The 26,061-nt window shown below is 70.1% G+C and carries 28 protein-coding genes; 22 read left to right on the forward strand and 6 right to left on the reverse strand.

The features are described from left to right. Nucleotides 1-53: 53 nt before the first annotated feature. Together OEY_RS0112060 and OEY_RS0112065 are read right to left on the reverse strand one after the other, a co-directional pair. Entirely contained in the window at nucleotides 54-1,418 is a 1,365-nt protein-coding gene (locus OEY_RS0112060) for an MFS transporter (RefSeq protein ID WP_010594125.1), read from the reverse strand. 145 nt (nucleotides 1,419-1,563) lie between these two features. Further along, the gene (locus tag OEY_RS0112065; protein WP_010594126.1) at nucleotides 1,564-2,457 is read right to left on the reverse strand and encodes a LysR family transcriptional regulator; all 894 of its coding nucleotides are present in this window, start codon (nucleotides 2,455-2,457) and stop codon (nucleotides 1,564-1,566) included. A gap of 132 nt (nucleotides 2,458-2,589) precedes the next feature. Between OEY_RS0112065 and OEY_RS0112070 the strand changes: the two genes are divergently transcribed. Beyond that, nucleotides 2,590-3,282, forward strand: coding sequence for an SDR family NAD(P)-dependent oxidoreductase (locus tag OEY_RS0112070; protein ID WP_010594127.1), 693 nt, complete (start codon nucleotides 2,590-2,592; stop codon nucleotides 3,280-3,282). Between the two features lie 135 nt (nucleotides 3,283-3,417). Here OEY_RS0112070 and OEY_RS0112075 read toward each other — a convergent pair whose 3' ends face one another. Next, nucleotides 3,418-4,602, reverse strand: coding sequence for a 4-hydroxybenzoate 3-monooxygenase (locus tag OEY_RS0112075; protein WP_010594128.1), 1,185 nt, complete (start codon nucleotides 4,600-4,602; stop codon nucleotides 3,418-3,420). 101 nt (nucleotides 4,603-4,703) lie between these two features. Then, entirely contained in the window at nucleotides 4,704-5,444 is a 741-nt protein-coding gene (locus OEY_RS0112080; RefSeq protein ID WP_010594129.1) for an IclR family transcriptional regulator, read from the reverse strand. A gap of 81 nt (nucleotides 5,445-5,525) precedes the next feature. Here OEY_RS0112080 and OEY_RS0112085 point away from each other — a divergent pair, with 81 nt between their 5' ends. From OEY_RS0112085 to OEY_RS0112125, 9 genes are all read left to right on the forward strand, one after another. Further along, complete coding sequence (locus tag OEY_RS0112085) at nucleotides 5,526-6,146, forward strand: AIM24 family protein (protein WP_010594130.1); 621 nt, start codon at nucleotides 5,526-5,528, stop codon at nucleotides 6,144-6,146. Between the two features lie 8 nt (nucleotides 6,147-6,154). Continuing rightward, nucleotides 6,155-6,856: an AIM24 family protein gene (locus OEY_RS0112090; protein ID WP_010594131.1), complete on the forward strand. Its 702-nt coding sequence runs from the start codon at nucleotides 6,155-6,157 to the stop codon at nucleotides 6,854-6,856. Continuing rightward, nucleotides 6,805-7,608: an AIM24 family protein gene (locus tag OEY_RS0112095; RefSeq protein WP_245339732.1), complete on the forward strand. Its 804-nt coding sequence runs from the start codon at nucleotides 6,805-6,807 to the stop codon at nucleotides 7,606-7,608. The genes OEY_RS0112090 and OEY_RS0112095 overlap by 52 nt, the downstream gene beginning before the upstream one ends. Before the next feature lie 173 nt (nucleotides 7,609-7,781). Continuing rightward, entirely contained in the window at nucleotides 7,782-7,979 is a 198-nt protein-coding gene (locus OEY_RS0112100) for a (2Fe-2S)-binding protein (protein WP_006944063.1), read from the forward strand. A gap of 45 nt (nucleotides 7,980-8,024) precedes the next feature. Further along, entirely contained in the window at nucleotides 8,025-8,501 is a 477-nt protein-coding gene (gene bfr / locus OEY_RS0112105) for a bacterioferritin (RefSeq protein ID WP_003938723.1), read from the forward strand. Next, on the forward strand, nucleotides 8,498-8,962 hold the full coding sequence (locus tag OEY_RS0112110) for a carboxymuconolactone decarboxylase family protein (protein ID WP_010594133.1): 465 nt from the start codon (nucleotides 8,498-8,500) through the stop codon (nucleotides 8,960-8,962). The genes bfr and OEY_RS0112110 overlap by 4 nt, the downstream gene beginning before the upstream one ends. 45 nt (nucleotides 8,963-9,007) lie before the next feature. After that, nucleotides 9,008-9,469 (forward strand): MarR family winged helix-turn-helix transcriptional regulator, encoded by a 462-nt coding sequence (locus OEY_RS0112115; RefSeq protein ID WP_010594134.1) that lies wholly within the window; start codon nucleotides 9,008-9,010, stop codon nucleotides 9,467-9,469. A gap of 17 nt (nucleotides 9,470-9,486) precedes the next feature. Further along, nucleotides 9,487-9,777 carry a GNAT family N-acetyltransferase gene (locus tag OEY_RS0112120; protein ID WP_010594135.1) on the forward strand — a complete coding sequence of 97 codons (291 nt, stop codon included), beginning with the start codon at nucleotides 9,487-9,489 and terminating at the stop codon, nucleotides 9,775-9,777. Between the two features lie 23 nt (nucleotides 9,778-9,800). After that, a complete protein-coding gene (locus OEY_RS0112125; protein WP_010594136.1) occupies nucleotides 9,801-10,580 on the forward strand; it encodes a putative protein N(5)-glutamine methyltransferase in 780 nt (259 codons plus the stop codon). A 649-nt stretch (nucleotides 10,581-11,229) separates the two neighbouring features. On the opposite strand, the gene OEY_RS0112130 is transcribed toward OEY_RS0112125, so the two are convergent. Continuing rightward, entirely contained in the window at nucleotides 11,230-11,751 is a 522-nt protein-coding gene (locus OEY_RS0112130; protein WP_010594137.1) for a CGNR zinc finger domain-containing protein, read from the reverse strand. Nucleotides 11,752-11,979: 228 nt separating this feature from the next. On the opposite strand from OEY_RS0112130, the gene OEY_RS0112135 reads away from it, so the two are divergent. The 8 genes from OEY_RS0112135 to OEY_RS0112170 all read left to right on the forward strand — a co-directional run bounded on the left by OEY_RS0112135 (nucleotide 11,980) and on the right by OEY_RS0112170 (nucleotide 19,602). After that, nucleotides 11,980-12,501 (forward strand): J-domain-containing protein, encoded by a 522-nt coding sequence (locus OEY_RS0112135; protein WP_010594138.1) that lies wholly within the window; start codon nucleotides 11,980-11,982, stop codon nucleotides 12,499-12,501. Nucleotides 12,502-12,734: 233 nt separating this feature from the next. Then, nucleotides 12,735-13,643, forward strand: coding sequence for a polyphosphate polymerase domain-containing protein (locus OEY_RS0112140; RefSeq protein ID WP_010594139.1), 909 nt, complete (start codon nucleotides 12,735-12,737; stop codon nucleotides 13,641-13,643). Nucleotides 13,644-13,685: 42 nt separating this feature from the next. Beyond that, nucleotides 13,686-14,363 carry a DUF4956 domain-containing protein gene (locus OEY_RS0112145; RefSeq protein WP_010594140.1) on the forward strand — a complete coding sequence of 226 codons (678 nt, stop codon included), beginning with the start codon at nucleotides 13,686-13,688 and terminating at the stop codon, nucleotides 14,361-14,363. Beyond that, entirely contained in the window at nucleotides 14,363-15,904 is a 1,542-nt protein-coding gene (locus OEY_RS0112150; protein ID WP_237713747.1) for a CotH kinase family protein, read from the forward strand. The genes OEY_RS0112145 and OEY_RS0112150 overlap by 1 nt, the downstream gene beginning before the upstream one ends. 43 nt (nucleotides 15,905-15,947) lie before the next feature. Further along, a complete protein-coding gene (locus OEY_RS0112155) occupies nucleotides 15,948-16,736 on the forward strand; it encodes an AAA family ATPase (RefSeq protein ID WP_228287132.1) in 789 nt (262 codons plus the stop codon). A 227-nt stretch (nucleotides 16,737-16,963) separates the two neighbouring features. Beyond that, nucleotides 16,964-17,380 carry a sigma-70 family RNA polymerase sigma factor gene (locus OEY_RS0112160; protein ID WP_010594144.1) on the forward strand — a complete coding sequence of 139 codons (417 nt, stop codon included), beginning with the start codon at nucleotides 16,964-16,966 and terminating at the stop codon, nucleotides 17,378-17,380. 282 nt (nucleotides 17,381-17,662) lie between these two features. After that, nucleotides 17,663-18,328 (forward strand): GAP family protein, encoded by a 666-nt coding sequence (locus tag OEY_RS0112165; RefSeq protein WP_029540007.1) that lies wholly within the window; start codon nucleotides 17,663-17,665, stop codon nucleotides 18,326-18,328. A 98-nt stretch (nucleotides 18,329-18,426) separates the two neighbouring features. After that, complete coding sequence (locus OEY_RS0112170; protein ID WP_010594146.1) at nucleotides 18,427-19,602, forward strand: ATP-binding protein; 1,176 nt, start codon at nucleotides 18,427-18,429, stop codon at nucleotides 19,600-19,602. A 5-nt stretch (nucleotides 19,603-19,607) separates the two neighbouring features. Here the strand turns inward: OEY_RS0112170 and OEY_RS0112175 are convergent, their stop codons facing one another. Then, entirely contained in the window at nucleotides 19,608-20,792 is a 1,185-nt protein-coding gene (locus tag OEY_RS0112175) for an ROK family protein (RefSeq protein WP_010594147.1), read from the reverse strand. 168 nt (nucleotides 20,793-20,960) lie between these two features. Here OEY_RS0112175 and zwf point away from each other — a divergent pair, with 168 nt between their 5' ends. From zwf to OEY_RS0112195, 4 genes are all read left to right on the forward strand, one after another. Further along, on the forward strand, nucleotides 20,961-22,424 hold the full coding sequence (gene zwf, locus OEY_RS0112180) for a glucose-6-phosphate dehydrogenase (protein ID WP_010594148.1): 1,464 nt from the start codon (nucleotides 20,961-20,963) through the stop codon (nucleotides 22,422-22,424). Continuing rightward, complete coding sequence (gene edd, locus OEY_RS0112185) at nucleotides 22,421-24,247, forward strand: phosphogluconate dehydratase (protein WP_010594149.1); 1,827 nt, start codon at nucleotides 22,421-22,423, stop codon at nucleotides 24,245-24,247. Before zwf ends, edd begins: the two co-directional genes overlap by 4 nt. Nucleotides 24,248-24,258: 11 nt before the next feature. Then, nucleotides 24,259-24,882 carry a bifunctional 4-hydroxy-2-oxoglutarate aldolase/2-dehydro-3-deoxy-phosphogluconate aldolase gene (gene eda / locus OEY_RS0112190; RefSeq protein ID WP_010594150.1) on the forward strand — a complete coding sequence of 208 codons (624 nt, stop codon included), beginning with the start codon at nucleotides 24,259-24,261 and terminating at the stop codon, nucleotides 24,880-24,882. Nucleotides 24,883-25,062: 180 nt separating this feature from the next. Beyond that, nucleotides 25,063-26,061: ROK family transcriptional regulator (locus tag OEY_RS0112195; RefSeq protein WP_029540008.1), on the forward strand; the 999-nt coding region annotated here is incomplete at its 3' end.

The raw sequence follows: 26,061 nt of genomic DNA on the forward strand, positions 1-26,061 counted from the left end.
GGATGGGACGGGCCGTGGCCCCGGCGCGTCGGGCGCCGGGGCTCGGTGGCCGGTCAGACGTCGCTGCGGACGAGTTCCTGCGCCGGTCGCGCCACTGACGCCGGGCGACGCTCGCCCAGGTCCTCGGTGCGGGTGCGATAGGTCTCCGGCCCGGTGAGGGCGGCGATCGACGACAGCACCGCGAAGCCAAGGCACATCCAGGCGACCGGGGTCCAGTTGCTGGTGTCCCCCGCCGAGAGCATCTGCGCGACGGCGGGTGTGAATCCGGCGACGAGCAGACCGAGCATGAGGCTCACGGCCATGCCGGTGTAGCGGACCCGTGCCGGGAACTGCTCCGGGAAGTAGGCGGGGTACACACCGTTCGGCATGGCGTAGAAGAAGCCGATCAGAACGATTCCCGAGGCGAACACCATTGGTGTGCTGCCGGTTCCGATGGCGTGGAAGAAGACGAACACCATCGCCCCGGAGCCGAGGGCACCGAACACGAACACCGGCTTACGGCCGATCCGGTCGGCGAGCAGCCCGGCGACGGGCTGGCTGAGCACCGCCACGAAGTTCGCGGTGGCGATCGCCCACAGCATCGTGGAGCGCTCGAAGCCTTCGACCTGCACGGCGTAGGCGAGCGCGAAGACGTTGACGATCGTGTTGATCATGGCGAACGTGGCGCTGAGGCTGATCCGCACGACGGTGCGCCAGTGCGACCGGAACATCTCGACGACCGGAAGAGCTGCGGTTTCGCCGTTCTCCTGGAGTTCCTCGAACACCTCGGGCTCGTCGAGCTTGCGGCGCAGCCACACCGCGATCACCGTGACGACGATGCTGAGCCAGAACGGCACCCGCCAGCCCCAGGAGTAGAGCGCCTCGTCGGGAAGCGACGCCACCGGGATGAACACGAGGCTCGAGATGACGATGCCGAACATGATGCCGCTCATGGTGAACGACGTGAAGAACGAGCGCCGGTTCGCCGGGGCGTGCTCGAGAGTCAGGGACGACGAGCCCGGGGATTCGCCGCCGGCCGACAGGCCTTGCAGCAGGCGCAGCAACACCAGGATCACCGGTGCGGCGATGCCGATCTGTTCGTAGGTGGGCAGGCAGCCGATGACGAACGTGGCGATGCCCATCAGCAGCAGGCAGGCCAGAAGGGCGTTACGCCGGCCGAACTTGTCGCCCCAGTGCCCCCACAGCACCGCGCCGAGCGGGCGCGCGATGTATGCGACGCCGAGGGTGCCGATCGACAGCAGCGTCGACGTCGCTCCGTCGCCGGGAAAGAAGATCTTTCCGAAGACGAGGGCTGCGGCGGAGCCGTAGATGAAGAAGTCGTAGTACTCCAGGGTGCTGCCCAGGAAACCGGAGATGGCCGCCCGGCGGGCGTTCTCGTTCGGTCGTCCGTCGGGGCCGGCAGCGTGCGTGTTCGCCATGGCGTTCCTTTCGTCCCAGGATCCGACGGACGCCGAGTCGGCCTTCGGTGATGGCCCTCACAGTCGCCGGAACGAAACGAGCCTGACACGCCGCACTATGCAGCGTCCAACACTGAAAAAGTCTCAGATAAAGACGATTGTCGTCTCAATCCGGGGTGGGAAGGATTTCCTCGGCGACCCGCAAGGCGACTTCGAGCGCGGGGGACACACGCCGAGGTGACCAGCCGATCCCGTGGTGCATGTAGACGGATGCGTCGGCGAGAGGGACGAAAACCGTGCCCGGCGGCGTGATCGTCGCGATGCTCGACGTCATCAGCGCCACCCCCACACCGGCCGAGACGAGCACCAGGATCATGTACGGGTCGGTGATCTCCTGGACCACGCGCGGGCGGAACCCCGCGTCGAGACACGCCCGCATGGCGCTCTCCTGCAGGGCCGACCCCGCCGACAACGGCGTGGTGATGAAGCCGTCGTCCGCGAGGTCGTGCAGGTCGATCTCCGGCTCCCCGGCGAGCGGATGGTCGGAGGGCAGCACGGCACCGAACGACTCGCGGCGGATCAGCCGGGTGGCCACCGCCGCGGACTGGACCGGCAACCCGACGAACGCGAGATCTAGTGCGCCACTCTCTAATTGGGTGACCGCCTCCCGGGTCATGATGCGACCGACGAGGTCGAGTTCGATGTCCGGGTACCGCTGCCGCAGCGCCCGGGTCAGCGGCGGGAGCGAAAGATGGTTCAGCACACCGGTGAACCCGATCTTGATGCGGCCGTACACACCGCCGGCGGACGCGCGCGTGGCCTGCTGTGCCGTCTCGACGCTTTCGAGGATGTGGTAGGCGTGAGGCAGGAAGGCGTGCCCACCCGCCGTGAGGGCGACGCTGCGCGTATTACGCTCGAACAACGGCACACCGAGGTCCTTCTCGAGCTTGCGCACCGTCTGACTCAGCGGCGACTGCGCCATCTGCAAGCGGGCGGCGGCCCGCCCGAAGTGCAGCTCCTCCGCGACGGCGACGAAGGCCTGAAGCCAGCGGATCTCCATCTCGATCCCTCCGGGGACTTGACGGCTGTACCTACAGCCGTATATCCAGATCCATACATGGTGCGCCGTCGATTGTTTCGATTTCGCACATGGATTCAGACTACTATCCACACACCGGCGAGGAGCAGCCGTATGGTGACCTATCCCTCGGGCGCGACCGCGCTCGTCACCGGCGGGGCGAGCGGGATCGGCGCGGCCTGCACGAGGCGGCTGTCCGCCGAAGGCATCCGGGTCGTCACCGCCGATGTCGCGGACGGCGCCGACGAACGCGTCGACGTCACCGACCCCGCCGCCGTCGAACGGCTGCGTACGCGACTGGGGCGGATCGACATCCTCGTCAACAGCGCCGGCGTCGTGGGACCGTCGGCGCCGCTCGTCGACACCGCACTGTCCGACTGGCACCGGACGTTCCGCATCAACGTCGACGGCACGTTCCTGATGTGCCGCGCCTTCGTTCCCGCGATGATCGACGCCGGCTGGGGCCGGGTGGTGAACCTGGCGAGCATCGCCGCCAAGGACGGCAACCCGAACCAGAGCGCCTACTCGGCGTCCAAGGCCGCGGTGATCGCGCTGACGAAGTCGCTCGGCAAGGAGATCGCGACCACCGGGGTGCTCGCCAACGTGGTTGCGCCCGCGGCTGTGGAGAGCCCGATGAACGCCGGAACGGATCCGGCGATCCTGGCGCGGTCGCAGAGCCTGACGCCGATGGCCCGGATGGGCCGGCCGGACGAGATCGCCGAACTCGTCGCCTGGTTGTCCTCGGACGCGCTGAGCTTCTCGACCGGCGCCGTGTACGACGCGAGTGGCGGCCGCGCGTCGTACTGACGGCCCGTGAGCGGGAGGATGTCGCGTCCAGCGGGAGCTTGTCGTCGGAGCTACTCGGCCGATGCCGCGGTCACGGCCCGCTCGACGCGGCCGGCCGGTCGACGCCGAGCGGAGCGCGCAGCGGACTCCCGCGGCTCAGACCAGCGGCCAGCCCGTGTACTGCTCGGCGATCAGGGTGCGTCCCGCGACGGAGCGGGTGACCGCGTCGAGCTCGGCGTCCTGCCGCTTGTTGTCGAACGGGCTGTTGCCCGGGTGGGTGTGCAACATCGACGACATCCACCACGAGAAGTGCTGGGCCCGCCACACGCGCGGCAGGACCTCATCGGTGTAGCCGTCGAGCGGGGCGCGGTCGCCGCGGGTGAGGAACTCGTCCATCGACCGGGCGAGCACGAAGACGTCGGCGACCGCGAGGTTGAGGCCCTTGGCACCGGTGGGCGGGACGGTGTGCGCGGCGTCGCCGGCGAGGAACAGGTTGCCGTGCTGCATGGGTTCGCACACGAAGCTGCGGAACTGCAGGATCGACTTCTCGAAGATCCGGCCGTCCTTGATCTCGGCACCCTCCCCGTCGACCCGGGCGTGCAGTTCGCTCCAGATGCGGTCGTCGGACCAGTTCGCGATGTCGTCGTCCGGATCGACCTGCAGGTAGTGCCGCTGCACGTCGGCGGTCCGGGTCGAGACGAGCGCGAAGCCACGCTCGTGCCGCGCGTAGATCAGTTCCTCGGACGAGCGCGGCGCCTCGGCGAGGATGCCCAGCCACGCGAACGGGTACTGCCGGAAGTGGTCGGTGCGGATCTGCGGCTCGGGAATGAGACCGCGGGTGCTGGTGCGCGAGCCGTCGCAGCCGGCGACGAGCAGGGCCTCGAGACGCTGCGGGTCGCCCTGCGGATCGGTGTAGGTGAGGTAGGGCCGATCGGTGAGGTGATCGTGGACCTGCACGTCGGAGACACCGAAGCGGATGTCGCCACCGTCGGCGAGGCGGCGCGCGATGAGGTCCTTGTTGACCTCGTGCTGCGGGTAGACGGTGACCGCCCGGCCGACGAGTTCGTCGAACGCGATGCGGTGTCCCCGGCCGCCGAAGCGGAATTCCACGCCGTGGTGCTCGTAGCCCTCGGCCTTCAGCCGGTCGCCGACCCCGGTTTCGACCATCAGGTCGACGGTGTTCTGCTCGAGCACGCCCGCACGGATGGTGGCCTCGATGTCCTCCCGCGAGCGCACCTCGAGCACGACGGACTCGATGCCGCGCAGATGCAGCAGGTGCGACAGCATCAGGCCGGCGGGGCCGGCGCCGACGATCGCGACCTGGGTGCGGGACTCGCTCATGGGAAGACTCCTCGGAAACGGGGACGATCGGTGATGCCCCTCACTGTCCGGCAGGAAGGACCACGTCGTCACCCCCTGCTTTCACTCACCGAAAGACGGCTTCAGGTCAGCCTGCGGGAGATGCCGCTCGCGGCGGCCCGCATCGCCGGGATCAGCGGCGCGGGATCCGCCTCGATCGACACCACCACCGACACCGCGGCGACGACCCGGCCGGAGCGCTCCCGGATGGGCGCCGCCATCGCCATCGTGCCGACGTTCAGGTACTCCCGGGCGATCACGACGCCGGTCCGCCGGATGTCGTCGAGCACCCGTCGGAGCCGGGACTCGTCGACGATCGTGGCGGGGGTGAAACGTTCGAGTCCGGCGTCGAGCACCTCCTGCAGCAGCTCCGTCCCGCCGTGGGCGAGCAACACCAACCCGCCGCTCGACGCGTGCAGGGGTAGCCGGCCGCCGGCCCGGCCGACGACGGGCACGGCGCCGCGCGCCGAGAGCCGCTCCACGTACAGAGCCTCGAGTCCCTCGCGGACGACGAGTTGCACGTTCTCCCGCGTCGCGTCGAACAGATCCTCGAGATAGGGCATCGCCACCTGGCGCAGACCGTGGGCCCGCGGCGCGAGGGCGCCGAGTTCCCATACCCGCACCCCGATCTGGTAGCTGCCGTCCGCCCGCCGCTCGAGCGCTCCGGCGTCGACGAGCTGACCGCACAACCGGAACACCGTCGGCAGGGGCAGTCCGGTCCGGCGGCTCAGTTCCGACTGGGTCAGGCGCGGCCGTTCGGCGGTGAACGCGCCCAGCACTGCGAAGGCACGGCCGAGCAGGGACCGGTCGGGAGCATCGGGCACGCACTCATTGTGGGGTGTCCGCGCCACCGGGCGTCGAGCCGGAAGGGCGAACCGGCGGACGAGCGTCTATCGTCTTCCCGCATGCGACTGGTCGAGAAATCGAAACGGGTCATAGAGGCGCACCTGAACAACACCAGTGTCCGGGCACTGTCGGGGTCGATGGTGGCGTACGAGGGTCAGGTGCAGTTCAAGTCGGCCGGGTTCGGCGGGGGCGAGGGCGTGCTGGCCGGTCTGCGCCAGCGGGCCACCGGGGAGGGCCTGTCGCTGATGGAGTGCACCGGCAACGGTGTGGTCTATCTCGCCCACCAGGGTCAGGACGTCACGGTGCTCGAGTTGAACAACGAGACGCTGCAGGTCGAATCGGAGCAGCTGCTCGCCCTGAACGGCAATCTCGGCACGAACGTCACGTTCGCCGGGGTGCGCGGCAACATGAGCGGTCAGGGCCTGTTCACCACGACGGTCACCGGTAGCGGACAGGTCGCGCTGCTCTCGGCCGGGGGTCCGCTGATCCACCTCGAGGTCTCCCCGCAGTACCCGCTCGTCGTCGACCCGGACGCGTTCGTGTGCGCGAAGGGACAGCTGAGCCAGTCGTTCGTCACCGACGTCTCGTGGCGCACGTTCGTCGGGCAGGGCAGCGGCGAGGCGTTCTCGTTGCGGTGGGACGGCATGGGCGTCGTGTCCATCCAGCCGGCGGAGCGGTGAGGGAGAGCATGTTCTCGAAGATCAACGGCAAGGTCGTCAAGGTCGATCTGAACCAGTCCGGGCCGGTCGTTGCCCGCCGCGGGGCGATGCTGTTCTACACGGGCATGGTGCAGTTCGCACCGCACCAGGTGCCCGGTGCCGGCGGGATGCCCGGCATGGGCGGGATCGCCGGAATGGCGGGACGGATGATGCAGGGCGAGCACGAACGCACGATGCTCGCGCAGGGCAACGGCGTCGTCCACTACGGCTTCCGCGGCCTCGAGGTGCACGTGGTGGATCTGTCCGCCGGCGGTGACCTGCGGGTGGAGGCGTCGCGGCTGCTCGGCTATACCGCGAGCCTGCAGAGTTCGGTGGTGTCGATGGCGGCGCCGCCGGCAGGCGGCGGCGGCGGGGGCGGCGGCTTCCTCGGCGCTCTGCGCAACGCCGCGACGGGCATGGTGACCGGCACCGGCATGTTCACCACCCAGCTGTCGGGGCGCGGCACCGCGGTGCTGCTCGGGCACGGCGGCTTCCTCGAGCTGCAGGTGGGCGGTCCGGCCCCGGTCGTCGTCGACCCGCAGTCGTTCATCGCCGCGTCCGGACCGGTGCGGACGGAACTGAAGTCCTCCATGAGCTGGCGCAACGCCGGCCGCAGCGGCGGCGAGGGTCTTCAGCTCGAATGCACCGGTCAGGGCATCGTCTACGTGCAAGCGTCCGAGGAGAAACTGTGAGCGTCGTCCTCAATCCGTCCCATCTCGTCGGCAGCGACAACCTGCCCGGCAATCACTACGCCTTCTGCATCGACCTGCAGAGCCCGTGGTTCCTGTCCAAGGGCGCGATGATCGCCTACTACGGGCAGGTGCAGTTCACCTCGCTCACGCACGGTCTGCAGGGCCAACTCCTGCAGATGGTCGCGCATCAGTTCTCGGCGCCGCTGTACATGGGCGACTACGTCGTCGCCGAGGGGTACGGGAAGCTGATCCTCGGCGACCGGGGTTACGACATCAACTCCTACGACCTCGACGACGGCAATCTGACCATCCGGGCCGCGAACCTGCTCGCCTTCGAGCCGGGGTTGTCGCTGAACCAGTCGATCGTGCCCGGCTTCCTCACCCTGATCGGCACCGGCAAGTTCCTCGCCTCGTCGAACGGGCCGGTGATGTTCGCCGAGCCGCCCCTGCGGGTCGACCCCGAGGCGCTCGTCGGCTGGGCGGACTGCCCGTCGCCGAGCCACCACTACGACGAGGCGTGGGTGAACGGCTTCGTGGCTGCGGGGGCGCGCATGTTCGGCGTGCAGTCCGGGGAGGAACGGCAGTTCGACTTCACGGGCGCCGGGACCGTGCTCGTCCAGTCCAGCGAGAAGGTGATCGACGACAGCGCGGTCGTCCGGACCATCGAAGGACAGCTGCCCGGTCTGACCCCCGGGGGTCTGCAGCGGATCAACCAGGTGGTGGCGTCGCAGTTGCAGTCCCAGCAGCACTGAGCCGTCCCAGCAGCACTGAGTCGTCCCAGCAGCACTGGGCCCGGGCGCCCTGGGTCGGGACTGGGCACTTGCCCGGGGCGCCCGCCACCGAACTGTGACTACGCTCACAGGTAAGCCACACCTCATTGAGGTAAGGTTTGGTGAACCTAAGTAGTACGTCCAGGAGGGTCTCGATGATCGTCTGCAGCTGCCACGCTCTCTCGCACCGGCACATCGAGGCCCACATCGCTGCCGGCGCGCGCTGCACACGCGAGATCGGCGCGGCCTGCCGCGCGGGCACCGACTGCGGACGCTGCGTACGGAATATCTCGGCGATCGTTCGCGCATCCCGCGAGCGGGATGAGAGGATCGAACTCGAGACCGCCGTCTAGACCTGTACCCGGCGGTCGATCCGCGTTCGGTCCCCGGGAGGCGCCATGAAGGGCGACAAGAAGGTCATCGAGTACCTCAACGAGCAGCTCACCGCCGAGCTCACGGCGATCAACCAGTACTTCCTGCACTCGAAGATGCAGGACAACAACGGTTGGACGAAGCTCGCCGCGCACACCCGTGCCGAATCCTTCGAGGAGATGCGGCACGCCGAAACCCTCACCGACCGGATCCTGTTCCTCGAGGGCCTGCCCAACTACCAGCGCCTCGGCACGCTGCGGCTCGGCGAGACGGTCAAGGAGATGTTCGAGGCCGACCTGCAGGTCGAGATCGAGGCCCGCGACCGGCTCCGCAAGGGCGCCGAGTACATGCGCTCGGTCCACGACATCACCTCGGCCCGCATCTTCGAGGAGATCCTCGCGAACGAGGAAGAGCACATCGACTACCTGGAAACCCAGCTGGGCCTGCTCGAGCAGCTCGGCGAACCCCTCTACATCTCCGTGCACGTCTCACCGCCGGAGTGAGCGACAAGCGCGTCCCGATCGACAAGCAGACCCGCCCGGTGTACCGGGCGCAGATCGCGGTCGCCCAGGCGATACGCCAGGCCACGGCCGACGCCGGACTCGGGCGTCGGCTCGTGGAGCTGGTGAACATCCGCGTCTCGCAGATCAACGGCTGCGCCTACTGCCTGGACGTGCACGTCCGGGACGCCCTCCGCGAGGGCGAGACCACCCAGCGGCTGGCGGTGCTGCGGGCCTGGCGGGACACCGACCTGTTCACCGAGCAGGAGCAGGCCGCCCTCACCCTGGCCGAATCGATCACCGAGCTACCGGACAGCCGGGCCCAGGACCGGGACTACGCCTTCGCCCGCGCCCGGCTCACCGAGGACCAGCTCTCCGCGATCGCGTGGGTCGCCGTGGCCATGAACACGTTCAACCGGGTCTCGATCGTCAGCCGCCACCCCGTCCGTCCCCCGCAGGAGTAACGGCCGAACTGATTTCCCGAGCAACCATCCGGTTATCCTCGAGCAATGACGGAGACCCGGTGGCTCAGCGACGACGAGCAGCGCACCTGGCGCGCCTACCTCGACAGCACCCGCCTGCTGATGAATGCCCTGGACCGGCAGCTCACCCGGGACTCCGGCATGTCCCTCACCGACTACGAGCTGCTGGTCGCGCTCTCGGAGGCCCCCGGCCGGCGGCTGCGCATGCGGGCGCTCGCCGACGCCGTCGTCACCACCCGCAGCGGCGTCACCCGCGCGATCAGCCGGCTCGTCGACGCCGGGTGGGTCCGGCGCGTCGAATGCGACGAGGACAAGCGCGGCATGCTGGCCGAACTCACCGACGCCGGGGCCGCGAAGCTGGCCCAGGCCAGTCCCGGGCACGTCGAGGCCGTACGCTCCTACGTGTTCGACCTGCTCGGTCCCCGGGACGTGACCCGCTTCGGGGACACGTACACCGCGATGCGCACGCACCTGCTCGAGAACACCTGAACAGCCGGAGGAATGCCATGAGCGACCCGTCCGTCGCCGCCGTCCACAATCCGCAGCGCCAGCGTTACGAACTGCGCGACGGCGACACCGTCGTCGGCTACACCCAGTACCACCCCGACGGCGACGTCCAGCTCGTGTTCGACCACACCGAGGTCGACAACGCCTACTCGGGCCGGGGCCTGTCGAGCACGCTGGTGCGGTTCGCGCTCGACGACGTCCGCGCCCGCGGAAAGCGCGTCGTGGCGATCTGCCCGTTCGTCGACGGCTTCATCGACAAGCATCCCGAATACAAGGATCTCGCCGACTGAGACCCGCCGCCGGGCACCACCGCATGCCGCCCCCACCGGACGTCACCGCCGTCGCCGCCACCCTGCGACGGGCGGGGTGCGTGTTCGCGGAGGACGAGGCGCGGCTGCTGATCGACGCCGCCCGGACGCCCGGCGACCTCGCCGACTCGGTGCGCCGGCGCGCCGGCGGCGAACCGCTCGAGCACGTTCTCGGCTGGACCGAGTTCCGGGGCCTGCGCATCCACGTGACCCCCGGGGTCTTCGTCCCCCGCCGACGCAGCGAGTTCCTCGTCGAGTGCGCTGTCGCGCTTGCCGCGCCGGGTGTCGTCGTCGACCTGTGCTGCGGATCCGGGGCGCTCGGTGCCGCGGTGGCGGCGGCCGTCGCCGACGTGGAACTGCATGCGACGGACCTCGATCCGGCGGCGGTGGAGTGCGCGGGCCGCAACCTCGCCGCGTTCGGCGGCCACGTGTACGAGGGCGACCTCTACGACCCGCTGCCCGCGGGACTGCGCGGGCGCGTCCACCTCCTGCTCGCCAACGTGCCGTACGTCCCGACCGCGGACCTGGCGCTCCTGCCGGCCGACGCCCGGGAGCACGAAGCCCGCATCGCCCTCGACGGCGGTGCCGACGGCCTCGACGTGCTGCGCCGGGTGGCAGCGGCGGCCGGACGATGGCTCGCGCCGGGCGGACATCTGCTGGTCGAGTCGAGCACGCAGCAGGCCGACGGGATCGCCGCGTGCTTCGACCGGAACGGGCTGACCCCGCAGGTGGCACACAGCGACGACGACTTCGCGACCGTCGTCGTCGGCACCGCGCCGCGCTGAGCGCGGTTCAGCCGGCGCGCAGCGCGGTTCAGCCGGCGCGCACAGCGCGGTTCAGACGGCGCGCACGGCGCGGTTCAGACGGCGCGCACGGCGCGGTTCAGACGGCGCGCACGGCGCGGTTCAGACGGCGCGCACGGCGCGGTTCAGACGGCGCGCACGGCGCGGTTCAGACGGCGCGCACGGCGCGGTTCAGACGGCGCGCACGGCGCGGTTCAGACGGCGCGCACGGCGCGGTTCAGACGGCGCGCACGGCGCGGTTCAGACGGCGCGCACGGCGCGGTTCAGACGGCGCGCACGGCGCGGTTCAGACGGCGCGCACGGCGCGGTTCAGACGGCGCGCACGGCGCGGTTCAGACGGCGCGCACGGCGCGGTTCAGACGGCGCGCACGGCGCGGTTCAGACGGCGCGCACGGCGCGGTTCAGACGGCGCGCACGGCGCGGTTCAGACGGCGCGCACGGCGCGGTTCAGACGGCGCGCACGGCGCGGTTCAGACGGCGCGCACGGCGCGGTTCAGACGGCGCGCACGGCGCGGTTCAGACGGCGCGCACGGCGCGGTTCAGACGGCGCGCACGGCGCGGTTCAGACGGCGCGCACGGCGCGGTTCAGACGGCGCGCACGGCGCGGTTCAGACGGCGCGCACGGCGCGGTTCAGCCGGCGCGCACAGCGCGGTGCCGGCGCACGGCGTCGCGGTTCGCGCACCGCGGCGAACAGTACCGCTGCCGCCCGTTACGGGAGGTGTCCGCGTAGACGTCGTCGCACTCGTCGAGGGCGCAGCGGCCGAGTCGGTGCATGCCCCGGCCCACCAGGTGCAGGGCCGTACCGACAGAGATCAGCGCCTCGAGCACCCCGGCGAGCGAATGCTGATCGTCCCGGTAGTGCAGGTGCCAGCCGTCCCCCGCGTGATTCGTCATCCGCGGATACGCCGAAGCGGCGGCCAGCATCTCGTTGACGAGCGCGGCACGCTCGGCGTCACCGGTCGCGTCGACGATCCCGCACCAGCGTTCGAGCATCGCCTCGACGTCGCGCAGGTCGCCGGCACCGACGGGAAAGTCGATCACCAGGCCCGCCTCGAGGCAGCGGCGCACCAGCGCGTCGACTGTCGCGGGTGGGTCGTTCACCAGCTCCGCGGCGAGGCGCACGGCATACTCGCCGTAAGGGTTGAGATGCACAATGTCATTACACCACGCTGGTGGCATGCCGACATCCCACAGCCACCACTGGACCGCGGTCTCCCGCCACCCGACGAGCGAAGGCGTGGTGCGGTATCAGCGCTGCGCATGTGGCCGCTGGCGCCTGGTCTCGACACCCCTCCGCCCCGATCCGATCGGCGTGTCGGCGACGGTCCCGGTGACCCGCCGAGCGTGAAACCCGACGCCTCGCGGAGGACAATCGCCTCCATGACCGAGCGCAAGCGGCCGGACATCACCTTCGAGTCGTGGATCGAACGCCAGATCCGCGTCGCGCAGGAGCGGGGCGACTTCGACAACCTGCGTGGCGCGGGCAAGCCGATTCCGCATCGCAGCGACGACGAGCTGTGGTGGGTCAAGGACTACCTGCGCCGGGAAGGGCTCTCGACCGAGGCCCTGCTGCCGCCCCCGCTGCAGCTGCGCAAGGAGGTCGAGCGGTTGCGCGACACCGTGCGCGACGTGCCCTCCGAGCCGGCGGTGCGGCAGATCGTCCGGGAGCTGAACCGGCGGATCGTGGACTGCCTGCGCGCACCGAGCGGTCCCCTGGTTCCCATCCACCGGGTCGACCCGGAGGAGGTGGTCCGGCAGTGGGCCACAGATCGGGCGGAGCTGCGGTCGCAACGGGCCGAGCGGGCTGCGGCGGCGGCCGCAGCGCTGCGTGAGTACACCGCCGAGCCGCCGCGTCGACGCTGGTGGCACCGCGTCCTGGGGATCCGGCCCGCCGGAACCTGACGACGCGCGGGACGGCCTTCGTCGGTGCCGCACGGCCGCGCACTTCGCAGCCGTACGCGACAGCGATCGTCGGTGCGTTCGTCGATTCGTGTCGCGGGTACGAGTCCCGATCCCGGCACGTTGCCAGCAGACTGCCAGGAACGTCCCAAGATCCCTCGAGGGTCACCGGCTGTACTGGTCTCGTTCGCATCGCGTTCACCGCAGCGCAGTTCTTCGACGAGAGGCCGGGTTCCATGGGAGTGTTCGACCGATTCCGCACGTCCACCCCGCAGGACATGCCCCCGACCGACGCCGTTCCCACCGCACCGACGGGCTACCGGCAGACCGCCGGTAGCCTGCATGCCTTCAACCGCTACGAGATCAAGTACTTCGTCGACGAACTGAAGGTTCCCGAGTTGCGGCGGGAACTCGCCGCACGGATGGAGACCGATCCGTATTCGCCCCACGGCGGGTATCCGGTCACCTCGCTCTACTACGACACGCCGGACCTGCGGTTCTACTGGGAGAAGATCGAGGGCCTGAGATTCCGGCGAAAACTGCGGATGCGTCTGTACGGCAACCCTTCCGAATGCACCGACGACACGCCGGTGCACATCGAGGTCAAGCAGCGCGTCAACCGGGTCACCCAGAAGCGGCGCATCGCGATGCCGTACGGGACGGCGCAGCGCTGGCTCGACGGACGGCAGGAGGTCGGCTGTGATCCCCCGCAGCGTCCGTTCGTCCACGAGGTGACGACGTTGATCGGCAATCTCGACCTGCGACCGATCGTGACCACGGGATATCTGCGGGAGGCGTTCGTCGGCCGCGAGGCCGACCTCGGCCTCCGAGTGACGATCGACCACAAGGTGCACGGCCGCGACGGCGATTTCGGCTTCGCGTCGGGAGCGCAGAACCGGTTCGTCGTGCCGCCGAAACTCGCGATCGTCGAACTCAAGGCCAACGAGCGCGTTCCGTACTGGGCGACCGATCTCACTGCCCGCATGGACATGTCGGTCGTCCGCGTCTCGAAGTACTGCCAGTCCGTCGAGGCGTTCGGTCTCGCGCCCCGTTCCCGGTTCGGCGCTCCCGGACTCGTTCTGCCGCAAGGCTTCGACGGCCGTGTGCCGACCGGCCTCCTCGAGACCACGACGACGGTGCCCTGACCTGCCGCCCTGTTCCCGTCCCTACACCGAACCAGGACTCTCATGAATTTCGACCTGCAAGACCTCAGCGGGACGTTCACCACGTTCGACATCATCGTGTCGCTGTCACTGTCGTTCGTCCTCGCCTCGATCATCGGCTGGGTCTACCGGCACACCCACAAGAACGTCTCCTACAGCCAGTCCTACGTGCAGACCCTGGTACTGGTCGGCATGGTGATCGCGCTGATCATGCTGGTCGTCGGCTCCAACATCGCCCGCGCGTTCGCACTCGTCGGCGCCCTGTCGGTGGTTCGGTTCCGCAACGCCATCAAGGAAACTCGCGATGTGGGCTTCATCTTCCTGGTGATGGCCGTCGGCATGACCACCGGCACCCGCTTCTACCTGCTGGCGATCGCCGCGACGATCGCGATCTGCCTGGTGCTGCTGATCATGAGCAAGTTCAACTGGTTCGAGCTCGACGTCCGGCGCCAGGTCGTCAAGGTGCAGGTACCGCCGGAGCAGCAGTACAGCGCGATGGTCGAAGACGTGCTTGTCCGGTACTGCACCGAGTTCGAGCTGGTCTCCACCGAATCCGTCCGCTCCGGGGCGCTGACCGAGTTGTACTACACCGCGCAGCTGAAGAAGGACGCGAAGCCGAACGAGCTGATCTCGGCCCTGAGCGCGGTCAACACCGGTCAACGGGTGACGGTCCTGACCGGCTACGACCAGACGGACATCTGATGGGCGGGACCCCGACCGGCGGACAGCCGCCACCGCGACGACGGCTCCGGCACCGGATCCCGGTGTCGTTGCGGCAGCACTGGAAACTTCTGGCGGTGTTCGTCGCGTTCGTGACGATCCTGGCGACCGTGTTCGGGGCGACCCGCATCCGGCCGTACCTCACCGGCGACCCGACGATCATCGCCTCGGAGATCACCGACAACATCACCGGCACGGTGGACCTGTTCGACGCCTCTGTCCCGCACGAACTCTCGGTCGAGATCACCGACGCGGAGTACGACGAGATGATCACCGCCTTCCAGAGCACCGGCGAGAAGAAGTGGGTCACCGCCGACGTCACCCTCGACGGCACGCTGATCACCGACGTCTCGGTGCGATTGAAGGGCAACTCCACCCTGATGGGATTGCGCGGCACCGGTACTCGCGTCGGCGGTCAGGGCGTCGCACCACCGGCGGGGCTGGAGCTGCCCGAAGGATTCGAGCCGCCGGCCACGGGCGGCATGTCGCAGGCGACCGCGGACGATCCGACGTCGCTGCCGCTGCTCGTCAGCTTCGACGAGAACGCCGACGGCCGCGCCTACCAGGGCATGACCGAGATCTCGGTGCGCCCCGGTTCGCCCGTGCTCAACGAGGCGATGGCCTTGTCGCTGACCGCGGAGACCGAGCAGCCGACACAGCGTTACGCGTACACGGTCTATTCGGTCAACGGCAGCGCCACAACCACGCGCCTGCTGCTCGAACATCCCGACGACACCTATGCGAACTCCCTGTTCGACTCCGAAGGCTATCTGTACAAGGCGGATGCGTCGTCGCGGTTCGAGTATGTCGGCGACGACCAGTCGGACTACGCCGACCAGTTCGAGCAGATCAACGCGGTCGGGACGGGGAACCTGCAGCCGATCGTCCGCTTCCTGGAGTGGCTGGATTCGGCGGGCGACGAGGAGTTCGACGCACACCTGTCGGAGTGGGTGGACGTGGACTCGTTCGCGCGGTACGTCACCACACAGAATCTGCTCGTCAACGGCGACGACATGAGCGGGCCGGGCCAGAACTACTACCTCTGGTACGACCTCGGGACGGGCAGGCTCTCCGTCGTGTCGTGGGACCTGAACCTGGCCATGCAAGGTGACGCCACGACCGGCCCGCACGACACCGTCTCGATGGGCCCCGGAGCGAGGGGCGGCGCCGGGCAGGACGGCCGCGGTACCCCACCCGCCGGCGTCGGCGCGGTGGCTCAGCCGCGCGCGATGCCCTCGGACGCAGCCGCGCCCCCGGGAGATGGCCGGATGCAGTCCGGCAATGCGCTGAAGACACGGTTTCTCGGATCCGATGCCTTCACCGGCGTCTACGAGGACGCCTACCGGGAACTGTACGACCAGATGTACGGCAGCGGACGCGCTCTCGAGATACTCGACACCCTGGTCGCGACCGTTCCGGTGAGCGACGGGCTCCCGGCCGATTCGCTCCGATCGAGTGCGGACTCGATGCGGTCCTGGATCGAGCAGCGCACCGCTGCGCTCGCGGAGCTGCGTGACAGTTGAGCTGCGTGACTGCTGAGCTGCGTGAGTGGGGACCGGCCGAGGCGTGAGAGGCGGGCCGCGCGGTGCGGCCCGGTTTCACAGCCCGACCTCGGAAGGTCTCAGCGGCGGCCCAGTCCGTGCCGGCATTCTGGAGACGGCAGAATCGATCGCGAACCTGTTCGCGGGGAAAGGAATCGTCATAACCGCTTCAGCTCCGACGGTCTCCCGCCTGGCACATCCGTCCGGGCGCGACACCGGTGCCGTCTTCCTGATAGTCGGTGGCATTCCCGGAGCGGGTAAGAGCACCCTGCTTCGCCGGATCGAGCACGACATCCCGGGTCTGACCGTTCTCGATCCGGAACGCCGTGCCGAAGGCCTCGCCGCCGCGCTTCCGCCGGACCTGCCGTATCGCCGGTATCGGCCACTCGTCCATCTCATGCACACCCTCGACGTGGTGCGCACTCTCCTGGCCGGACCACACCGGAGCGAAGGGCCTGTGGCCGTTCACGACACCGCCACACGCAGCCGCCGACGCGACTGGACGGCTCGCCTGGCGCGGCGGCGAGGCTGGACGCCGGTGCTCGTCTTCCTCGACGTACCCCGCGATGTCGCGCAAGCCGGGCAGCACGCTCGCGGGCGCGTTGTGAACGAGTCGTCGTTCGCGCGGCACTGGCATCGATGGACCGTTCTGCGATCGCACCTCACCGACGAGGACGACGCCACGGCCGGGAGCCCGTGGGACCAGGTCGTCGTCACCACCCGCGACAATGCGAAGAGCCGAGTATGCGACGTGCTGACACAGGACGAAACGGTCCCCTGCGAGCTCGGCGGCGGATCTCCGGTACCGCAGTGACATCGACACCCCGGCGACCGGTGTCTCCGACGCCTGCCGGGTTCGCCGCAGACGCAGTTCCCAGCAGATCCACGGCGCACTCCCATGGACGCCGGGCGAACGTCCGGTTGTGTGGGTGCGTGGACGGACGCGATGCGTCATGTCACAGCAAGGAAAGGCACGACTCGATGACAGCTCCTGAAAACGACGGGCTTCCGTCCGACTCCCTACGATCGAGTGCGGATACGATGCGGCCCTGGATCGAGCAGCGCACCGCTGCGCTCGACCCCGAGAATCCTGATGCCGTGCGGTCGGATCCACGGAACGCAGCACCGGTCGGAGACGTCCCCGACGTACCGTGGGGACCGGAGGCTCCCGAGACCCACGCACGGCGCCGCTACGAGCGGCGTCGCATCGATGCGCTGCTGGACGTCCTGACCGACAGGCAACGCGACATCCTGCATCTGCGGGTCGTCCACAGCATGTCGACGGCGGAAACCGCCGCCGTCCTGCACATCACGCCCGGCGCGGTCCGGCTCGGACAGCACCGCGCACTGTCTCGGCTGCGCGTCGCCCTGACCCGGCCTGCGGGTGAGCCGATCACCTGCCGAGACACGGTGGTTCCGCTCGATGCCCGGCGCCGCGACGCGACCCGGCCTGCGTGACGCCGGCCGTTCGGTGTGCGGTGTGCGGTGTGCGGTGCCGAGCGTGCACGTCCCGTCGTTGTCCCGACCGGGGCGTACCGGACCGTATGTGTGCTTGATGTCCCCAACGGGTGATTCGGACGCCTGGGACGGGCGGGGTGGCAGAGACGGGGGACAAGATCCGCGTCGCGGAGGACGGGGTGTCGGCCCGGAGGAGACCGCGCGACCGTGTCCGTCTCCACCGGACGGGGATGCGACTACTCTTCGTCGGAGATCGATGATCGGCGATCCGAGGGGTGGCTCATGGCAGGTGCGATCGGGCAGTCCCTGCCGATTGCGGTCGGCCTGCTGCTGGCGGCGATGCCGATAGTGATGCTGTCGGTGCTCTTGGTCACCAAGCGGCCGCTGCGCGTCTCCTACGCCTTCGTCGGCGGCTGGTTCGCGGGTCTGCTCGTGGTAGGCGCCGTGGTCATCGCGGTGGCGGATGTGATCATGCTGTCCGACGAGCCCACCTGGTGGGCCGCTGCTGCGAAACTGGTGCTGGGAGTCGTGCTGGTCCTTCTGGCCGTCCGGAAGTGGTACTCGCGGCCGCAGCCGGGCGAGGAATCCACCGTGCCCGGATGGATGGCGGCCGCGCAGACCATGACCGCTCGACGGGCTCTGGCTCTCGGGTTTCTGTTTGCGGCGGCGAATCCGAAGAACCTCGCCCTGGTCGCAGCCGGCGCGGTGGTGATCGCGGACGCGACTGCGCGCGTTCCCGAACAGATCGTGGCGCTGATCGTCTTCGCGGTCGTAGCCAGTCTGGGGGTGGCTGCCCCGCCCGCGGTGCGTGGCGTGTTCGCCGACCGTGCCGACCGGGCGCTCGCGGCCGCCGACGAGTGGATGACCCGCCAACACACGGTGATCATGGCGGCAGTTCTTCTGATCCTCGGCCTGATCCTGATCGGCAACGGGATCGCCGGGCTGTGAGTCGGATGGCGAAGAAGCGCGGCGGACGAATCTATCGGTAGTTATGGACGACTATGGGGCGGTTCAGATAAGTCGCCATAAGTCTCTTTACTCGGTTCGTGGATCTCGAGCTCAACCCGTTCAAGCCCGGCTCCGGCCTCCGGCCGCCGGCGCTCGAGGGACGCGACGAGCAGATCGGGGCGTTCGAACTCCTCGTCGCCCGCAGCAAGCGGCAGAACTACGACCGTGGACTCATCCTGTCGGGACTGCGGGGAGTCGGGAAGACGACCCTGCTCAACGCCCTCGTCGAGCACGCCGACCGGCAGGGTTGGCTGACGATCGCCCTCGAGGCGCGACCCAACGAGGCCGGGACCAGCGCCGTCCGCGCCAAGCTCTCCCAGGAGCTGACCGTCGGACTGCGCCGTTACAGCCGCAAGCACCGGATCCAGCATGCGATCGATCCGCTCATCGATCTCGCCCGGGGTTTCTCCCTCGGCCTCGGCCTCGGGCCGGCCACCGCGAGCTTCTCCCTCGACCAGCCCCCGGCGGCCAGCGGGGACATCGACCTCGACCTCGAGGAACTCGTCGAGGCGATCACCGCCGAACTGCGGCCGAGATCCAGTGCCTTCGGATTGTTCGTCGACGAGATGCAGGACCTCGACTCCGATCTGCTGTCGGCGCTGCTCGCCGTCCAGCACCGGGCGAGCCAGCGGGAATGGCCGTTCTTCCTCATCGGTGCCGGACTGCCCAATCTTCCCGCAGTCCTGGCCGGCAACCGCTCGTACGCGGAGCGCCAGTTCCTCTACAGCACCATCGGCCCCCTCTCGCCGACCGCCGCCGCCGACGCCCTGCGGATCCCGGTGCGCCGCCAGGGCGGGGACTTCACCGACGACGCCCTCGCCGTGCTCGTCCAGGCCAGCGGGGGCTATCCGTACTTCCTGCAGGAGTTCGGGAAGGCGATCTGGAACGTCGCTCCGCACAGCCCCTTCCAGCTCGAGGATGCCGAGCTCGCCGTCGAGGTGGGCCGCCGTCACCTCGACGAGGGATTCTTCCCGTCGCGCTGGAACCGGGCCACCGACCGTGAGCGCCGCTACCTCGCCGCGCTCGCCGCCGCCGGTGAGGAGGCACCGCGGTCCGGAAAGGTCGCCCAGCTGATGGGCTCGACGGCCACCGGCGTCAGCGACGTCCGCAACTCGGCCATCCGCAAGGGCCTGATCTGGGCGCCGGAACACGGTCGCATCGCCTTCACCGTCCCGGGCATGGCCGACTTCATCCGCCGTCAGCCGGCGGAGTAACCGGGTCAGCGGCCCCGCTCGGCCACCATCCGGTCCACGGCGCGCACGCTGAGCACCTGGTCGAGAGCCATGGAGGCGCAACCGATCATCCCGGAGCGATCGCCGTGCGACCAGGGCAGGATCTGCAGGGCGCGGGTGGCCACGGACACCGCATCGCGATAGAGGGTTTCGCGCAGTCCGGCGACGAACACGTCGTAGGCCTCGGCCATGTCGCCGCCGACGACGAGCACCGCCGGGTCGAGGAGGTTGACGGCCCCGGCGATCACCTCGCCGATCCGCCGGCCGCTGTCGCGAATCATGCGGCGCGCCTCCGCATCCCCGCCGACGGCGAGGGCCACGACGTCGCGGATGTGGGTCACGTCCCGGCCCTGCTCCTGCAGGTCACGGACCAGCGCCCAGCCCCCGGCGATCGCCTCGACGCAGCCGACGTCGCCGCAGCGGCACAGGACGCCCTGCGCCGCAGCGGTCTTGGTGTGCCCGATCTCGCCGGCCGCGCCCACCGCGCCGCGCTGCAGCACACCGCCCGACACGATGCCCGCCCCGAGACCCGTGGACGCCTTGATGAGGAGCATGTCGTCGAATTTTCTTCGCTCGCCCAGCCTTTCGGCGAGGACCATGACGTTCGCGTCGTTGTCGACGAACACCGGCGCGCCGCCGAGGTCCGCGAGGAAGGGCTGCAATTCGACGCCGTCCCAGCCGGCCATCATCGGCGAATCCAGGCTGCAGCCGCGGGCCGTGTCCACGGTGCCCGGCAGACTCACCCCGATGCCGACGGTGCGGGGCGCGCCGGGACCGAGCGCGGCGCGCAGGTCGGCGAGGTGCGCGGCAACCTTCGGCATCAGCTCCCCCGGGCTCGCCCCGATCTCCTGCTCGAGGTCCTCGGTGCGGAGCAGGTCCCCGGCGAGATCGCAGACCGCGAGCTGGGTGCGGCTGCGGCCGATCGCGACGACGAGCACGATGCCCGCCCCCGCCCCGAAGGTGAGGGTGAGGGGTGGGCGCCCGCCGGTCGAGGGCCCCTCCTCCGTTTCGACGACGAGGCCGAGGTCCTGCAACGCCGCGACCCGGGCGGCGACGGCGGTGCGGGAGAGCCCGGTGTGGTGCCCGATCTCGCTTCGGGTGGTCGCGGCGCCGGCGCGGACGAGGGCGAAGACCTCGCCCGCTGTGGCGGGCGCGCTGGAGGATCGGCTCATACCGCCATTGAACCAAGGAAGCGCACCCGAGAGGGCCCGGTGCCGCACCCGGGAGCCGCACCGCACCGGACTTTGTTCTTAGAAATGCGTAAGTTTGTTGTTTCAGTGCGGAAGATGCTCTACGGTTGCGAGTGACAGCCCTCACCCCCTCATTCGGGAGGACACGCCATGTCACCCGCCGCCCCCTGTACCGTCGTCGTCTTCGGCGGCACCGGCGATCTCGCCGTCCGTAAGCTCCTGCCCGCCCTCTACCTGCGGGATCGGGACGGCCAGCTGCCGCCCCGCAGCCGGATCGTCGGCGCCGCACGCGCCGGCCTCGACACCGACGGCTACCGCGACAAGGTCCGCGGCGAGCTCGCGCGCTTCGTGCCCGCGCCCCTGCTGGACGCCGGCACCCTCACCCGGTTCCTGGACCGCCTCGACTACGTGAGCCTCGACTTCGCAGGCGGGGACGACTGGTCCGCCCTGCACGACGTCCTGCCCCCGGACTCCGTGCGCGTGTTCTACCTCGCCTGCGCCCCTTCGCTGTTCGGGCCGATCTCCCATCACCTCGCCCGGCACGGACTCGTCGAACCGACCTCCCGGGTGGTGCTCGAGAAGCCCATCGGCCGCGACCTCGCCTCCGCCCACGCGATCAACGACGCGGTCGGCGAGGTGTTCGACGAGTCGCAGATCTTCCGCATCGATCACTACCTCGGCAAGGAGAGCGTCCAGAACCTGCTGGTCACCCGGTTCGCCAACACCCTGCTCGAGCCGCTGTGGAACTCGACGTGGATCGACCACGTGCAGATCACCGTCTCCGAATCCCTCGGGGTGGGCACCCGCGGCGGCTACTACGACACCTCCGGGGCCCTGCGCGACATGCTGCAGAACCACCTGCTGCAGGTGCTGTGCCTGGTGGCGATGGAACCGCCGACGGTCGTCGACCGCGAGACGGTGCGCGACGAGAAACTCAAGGTGCTGCAGGCACTGCGTCCGATGACGGCCGAGGACGTCGAAAGATTCACCGTCACCGGGCAATACGGACCCGGACTGGTCGACGGCGGTGCCGTGCCCGGCTATCGCGACGAGGTGGAGAACCCGGACAGCCGCACGGAGACGTTCGTCGCGGTGCGCGCGGAGGTGCGCAACTGGCGCTGGGCCGGTGTGCCGTTCTACCTGCGCACCGGCAAGCGACTCGAGAAGCGCAGCTCCGAGATCGTGGTGCAGTTCAAGGACGTTCCGCACCCGATGTTCCCCCGCGCCGAGGGCGCCACCGAACCCAATCGCCTGGTGATCCGGCTGCAGCCCGACGAGGGCATCTGCCTGCACATGACCGCCAAGGAACCCGGACCCGGCGGGATCCGCCTGCGCCCGGTCTCCCTGGATCTGAACTACGTCGACGCGTTCGACCGGCCCTCGCCCGACGCGTACGAGCGGCTGCTGATGGACGTGGTGCGGGGCGACCCGACCCTGTTCATGCGGCGCGACGAGGTCGAGACCGCATGGGCGTGGGTCGAACCGATCCTGCAGACCTGGGACCGCACCGGCCGGATGCCGCGCCGCTACCCGGCGGGGACGTCCGGCCCCACCGACGCGACCACCCTCATCGAGCGCGACGGACGCGCCTGGTACGAAGGAACTTCCGTATGAGCCATCCCGTTCTGGACCGGGTCACCGACCGCATCGTCCGGCGCAGCCGGGCCGAGCGCGGCGCCTACCTCGAGCGGCTGCGCGCCGCCGCCGACAAGGGGCCGGCGCGCGGACGTCTCGCGTGCGCCAACCTGGCCCACGGATTCGCCGCCGCCGAACCTGCCGACAAGTCCGCGCTGCGCGGGCTGGTGAAGCCGAACATCGCGATCGTCTCCTCCTACAACGACATGCTCTCCGCGCACCGGCCTTTCGAGGACTACCCGGCACGGCTGAAGGCCGCGGTCCTCGAGGCCGGGGGCATCGCGCAGTTCGCCGGAGGCGTCCCGGCCATGTGCGACGGCATCACCCAGGGCCGCGACGGCATGCAGCTGTCGCTGTTCAGCCGCGACGTCATCGCGATGTCCACCGCAATCGCGTTGTCGCACGACATGTTCGACGGCGCCCTCATGCTCGGTGTCTGCGACAAGATCGTCCCCGGCATGCTGATCGGCGCGCTCGGCTTCGGGCACCTGCCGACGGTGTTCGTCCCGGCCGGGCCGATGACGTCGGGGTTGCCCAACGGCGAGAAGGCCCGGGTGCGGCAACTCTACGCGGAGGGCCGCGCCGGCCGCGAAGACCTGCTCGAGGCCGAGGCCGCCTCCTATCACGGCGCCGGCACGTGCACGTTCTTCGGCACCGCCAACTCCAATCAGCTGCTGATGGAGGTGATGGGCCTGCACCTGCCCGGCGCGAGTTTCGTCAATCCCGGCACCGAACTGCGGGACGCGCTCACCGCCGAGGCCGCGCGCCGCGTCACCGGCCTGACCGCCCTCGGCTCCGATTTCACCCCGGTCGGTGAGGTCGTCGACGAGCGGGCCGTCGTCAACGGCTGCGTCGCACTGCTCGCCACCGGCGGCTCCACCAACCACACGATGCACCTGGTGGCGATCGCCCGGGCCGCCGGGATCACCCTCACGTGGCGCGACTTGGCGGACCTGTCGGCCGTCGTGCCGCTGCTCGCCCGGATCTACCCCAACGGCGCGGCCGACGTGAACCACTTCCACGCCGCCGGCGGGCTCGGTGTCGTGGTCTCGGACCTGCTCTCGGCGGGCCTGCTGCACGACGACGTCACCACCGTCGCCGGGCCGGGGCTGCACCGGTACACGCAGGAACCGCGGCTGCGCGACGGGACGCTGCGGTGGGAAGCCGGGCCGTCCGAGAGCCTGGACCGCACCGTGCTGCGCGGCGTCGCGGATCCGTTCGCCGTCGACGGCGGGCTCAAGGTGCTCGACGGCAACCTGGGCGAGGCCGTGCTCAAGGTGTCCGCGGTCGCCCCGGAGCACCACGTCGTCACCGCCCCGGCGCGGGTGTTCGACGACCAGGCCGACTTCCTCGCGGCGTTCGAGGCCGGCGAACTCGACCGCGACGTCGTGGCCGTGCTGCGCTACCAGGGCCCGCGCGCGAACGGGATGCCCGAGCTGCACAAGCTCACCCCGGCGCTGGGGGTGCTGCAGGATCGGGGGCGCCGGGTCGCGCTGGTGACCGACGGCCGGATGTCGGGCGCGTCCGGCAAGGTTCCCGCCGCCATCCACGTCACGCCCGAGGCCGCGGCCGGGGGTCCGCTCGCCCGCGTCCGCGACGGCGACCCGATCACCGTCGACGCCGTCGCCGGCTCGCTGTGTGTGCACCTGTCCGACGCCACGCTCGCCGGCCGCGCGGCGACCGATCACGCCCCCACCGACGACGCCTGGACCGGCACGGGCCGTGAGCTGTTCGCGGGCCTGCGGGCCACCGTGGGCCCGGCCACCCACGGCGCCAGCGTCTTTCAACCCGACTTCGCGTGAAGGAGACCCCGATGAGCCTGCTGGACGTGACCCCCGTCGTGCCCGTCGTCGTGATCGGCGATGCCGCGGACGCCGTCCCGATCGCCCGGGCCCTCGCCGACGGCGGCGTGCCCATGATCGAGCTGACCCTGCGTACCCCGTGCGCCCTCGAGGCGATCGAGCGGATCGCCGACGAGGTCCCCGACATCACCGTCGGTGCCGGCACGATCGTCGAACCCGGCCAGGCCGCGCAGGCCGCGGCGGCCGGTGCGCGCTTCCTGGTGTCGCCGGGCGCGACGGAGTCGCTGCTGAAGGCCATGACCGACACGGGACTGCCGCACCTGCCGGGGGCGGCGACCGTCTCGGAGGTGCTGCTGCTGCTCGAACGCGGCTACCGCGAGATGAAGTTCTTTCCCGCGGAGGCCGCAGGCGGCACCCGGTTCCTCGCGTCCGTCCACTCCCCCGTGCCGGCGGCCCGGTTCTGCCCCACCGGCGGAATCTCGGTCGCGACGGCCCCCGACTACCTCGCGCTGCCCAATGTGGGCTGCGTGGGGGGCTCGTGGCTCACCCCCGCCGATGCGGTGCAGACCCGGGACTGGGCCCGGATCACCCGCCTCGCGCAGGTGACCACGGGACTGCGCCGGGCCGAGGCGTAGGCGAACCGGACTCGCCTCCGCCCCGCTCGGATGCGGCGGGGGCGAGTCCTCGACGTCACCGCATCCGCGCGCCCGATCGTCGTACGCGACCGCCGCGACGCGCGCGTACGACCGGGCCGGTCGCGGATGTTCCCGGCCGTCCGGAACGAGCGGACGGTCGCGGGCCGGTACCCTGAGCGGATGCGTGAGGACACCGAACATCCCGGCTCGCAGTCGTCGCTGCGTTCGGCCAATCAGCAACGGGTGGTTCGGGTTCTGCAGTCCGGCGGTGAGCTCACGCAAGCGGAGATCGCTCGGCGCACCGGTCTGGCCCCGGCCACGGTGTCGAATCTGGTCCGGGAACTGACAGCCGGCGGTCTGGTGGAGGTGGCCGCCGCCGAGCGTCCGGGCCAGCGGGGACGGGCCGTGAAGCTCACCCGGTCGGCGGGCCTGGCCGTCGGGATCGACTTCGGGCACCGGCATCTCACCGTCGCCGTCGCCGACCTGTCGCACGAGATCCTCGCCGAGAAACGGGTCGAGCTGGCGACCGGGCACCGCGCCGAGGACGGAATAGAAAGAGCCGGAGCGCTTCTCGACGACGCTCTCGTCGAACTCGGGTGCGGCCGCGACGCCGTTGCGGCCGTCGGCATGGGCCTGCCCGCACCGGTCGAGTCCGCCACGCACCGCATCGGTGGGCCGTCGATCCTGCCGGGCTGGGTCGGCGTCGACCCGGCCGCCCTGGCCGCCGAGCGGCTCGCCCTTCCCGTCCACGTCGACAACGACGCGAATCTCGGCGCACTGGCCGAACACATCTGGGGCGCCGGGCGCGGCATGGACGACCTGGCCTACATCAAGCTGTCCGACGGCGTCGGCGCCGGACTGGTCCTGGACGGGCGGCTGTACCGCGGCCGCGCCGGCACGGCTGGGGAGATCGGCCACACCTCCCTCGACGAGTTCGGCCAGGTGTGCCGGTGCGGCAATCGTGGCTGCCTCGAGACGATGGTGGCTTCCCACGTGGTGATCGGGCTGCTCGAGCCGAGCCGGGGGCCCGGCCTGACGATCGCGGACGTGGTGGCGCTCGCCGAGGCCGGCGACGCCGGGTGCGCCCGGGTGCTCGCGGACACCGGCCGTCACGTCGGGGTCGCGGCGGCGGGCCTGTGCAACCTGCTCAATCCGCAGCTGATCCTGATCGGCGGCGGA

The sequence above is a fragment of the Rhodococcus sp. P14 genome (assembly GCF_000256505.1).
GTDB classification, from domain to species: Bacteria; Actinomycetota; Actinomycetes; order Mycobacteriales; family Mycobacteriaceae; genus Rhodococcus; species Rhodococcus ruber.

Coding starts and splice junctions, on each gene's coding strand:
- OEY_RS0112120 (WP_010594135.1), top strand. CDS start 9,487: ATGAGCGACCCGTCCGTCGCCGCCGTCCACAATCCGCAGCGCCAGCGT.
- OEY_RS0112115 (WP_010594134.1), top strand. CDS start 9,008: ATGACGGAGACCCGGTGGCTCAGCGACGACGAGCAGCGCACCTGGCGC.
- OEY_RS0112100 (WP_006944063.1), top strand. CDS start 7,782: ATGATCGTCTGCAGCTGCCACGCTCTCTCGCACCGGCACATCGAGGCC.
- eda (WP_010594150.1), top strand. CDS start 24,259: ATGAGCCTGCTGGACGTGACCCCCGTCGTGCCCGTCGTCGTGATCGGC.
- OEY_RS0112135 (WP_010594138.1), top strand. CDS start 11,980: ATGACCGAGCGCAAGCGGCCGGACATCACCTTCGAGTCGTGGATCGAA.
- OEY_RS0112085 (WP_010594130.1), top strand. CDS start 5,526: ATGCGACTGGTCGAGAAATCGAAACGGGTCATAGAGGCGCACCTGAAC.
- OEY_RS0112140 (WP_010594139.1), top strand. CDS start 12,735: ATGGGAGTGTTCGACCGATTCCGCACGTCCACCCCGCAGGACATGCCC.
- OEY_RS0112065 (WP_010594126.1), bottom strand. CDS start 2,457: ATGGAGATCCGCTGGCTTCAGGCCTTCGTCGCCGTCGCGGAGGAGCTG.
- OEY_RS0112150 (WP_237713747.1), top strand. CDS start 14,363: ATGGGCGGGACCCCGACCGGCGGACAGCCGCCACCGCGACGACGGCTC.
- bfr (WP_003938723.1), top strand. CDS start 8,025: ATGAAGGGCGACAAGAAGGTCATCGAGTACCTCAACGAGCAGCTCACC.
- edd (WP_010594149.1), top strand. CDS start 22,421: ATGAGCCATCCCGTTCTGGACCGGGTCACCGACCGCATCGTCCGGCGC.
- OEY_RS0112145 (WP_010594140.1), top strand. CDS start 13,686: ATGAATTTCGACCTGCAAGACCTCAGCGGGACGTTCACCACGTTCGAC.
- zwf (WP_010594148.1), top strand. CDS start 20,961: ATGTCACCCGCCGCCCCCTGTACCGTCGTCGTCTTCGGCGGCACCGGC.
- OEY_RS0112165 (WP_029540007.1), top strand. CDS start 17,663: ATGGCAGGTGCGATCGGGCAGTCCCTGCCGATTGCGGTCGGCCTGCTG.
- OEY_RS0112095 (WP_245339732.1), top strand. CDS start 6,805: ATGCACCGGTCAGGGCATCGTCTACGTGCAAGCGTCCGAGGAGAAACT.
- OEY_RS0112070 (WP_010594127.1), top strand. CDS start 2,590: ATGGTGACCTATCCCTCGGGCGCGACCGCGCTCGTCACCGGCGGGGCG.
- OEY_RS0112090 (WP_010594131.1), top strand. CDS start 6,155: ATGTTCTCGAAGATCAACGGCAAGGTCGTCAAGGTCGATCTGAACCAG.
- OEY_RS0112160 (WP_010594144.1), top strand. CDS start 16,964: ATGCGGCCCTGGATCGAGCAGCGCACCGCTGCGCTCGACCCCGAGAAT.
- OEY_RS0112175 (WP_010594147.1), bottom strand. CDS start 20,792: ATGAGCCGATCCTCCAGCGCGCCCGCCACAGCGGGCGAGGTCTTCGCC.
- OEY_RS0112125 (WP_010594136.1), top strand. CDS start 9,801: ATGCCGCCCCCACCGGACGTCACCGCCGTCGCCGCCACCCTGCGACGG.
- OEY_RS0112060 (WP_010594125.1), bottom strand. CDS start 1,418: ATGGCGAACACGCACGCTGCCGGCCCCGACGGACGACCGAACGAGAAC.
- OEY_RS0112075 (WP_010594128.1), bottom strand. CDS start 4,602: ATGAGCGAGTCCCGCACCCAGGTCGCGATCGTCGGCGCCGGCCCCGCC.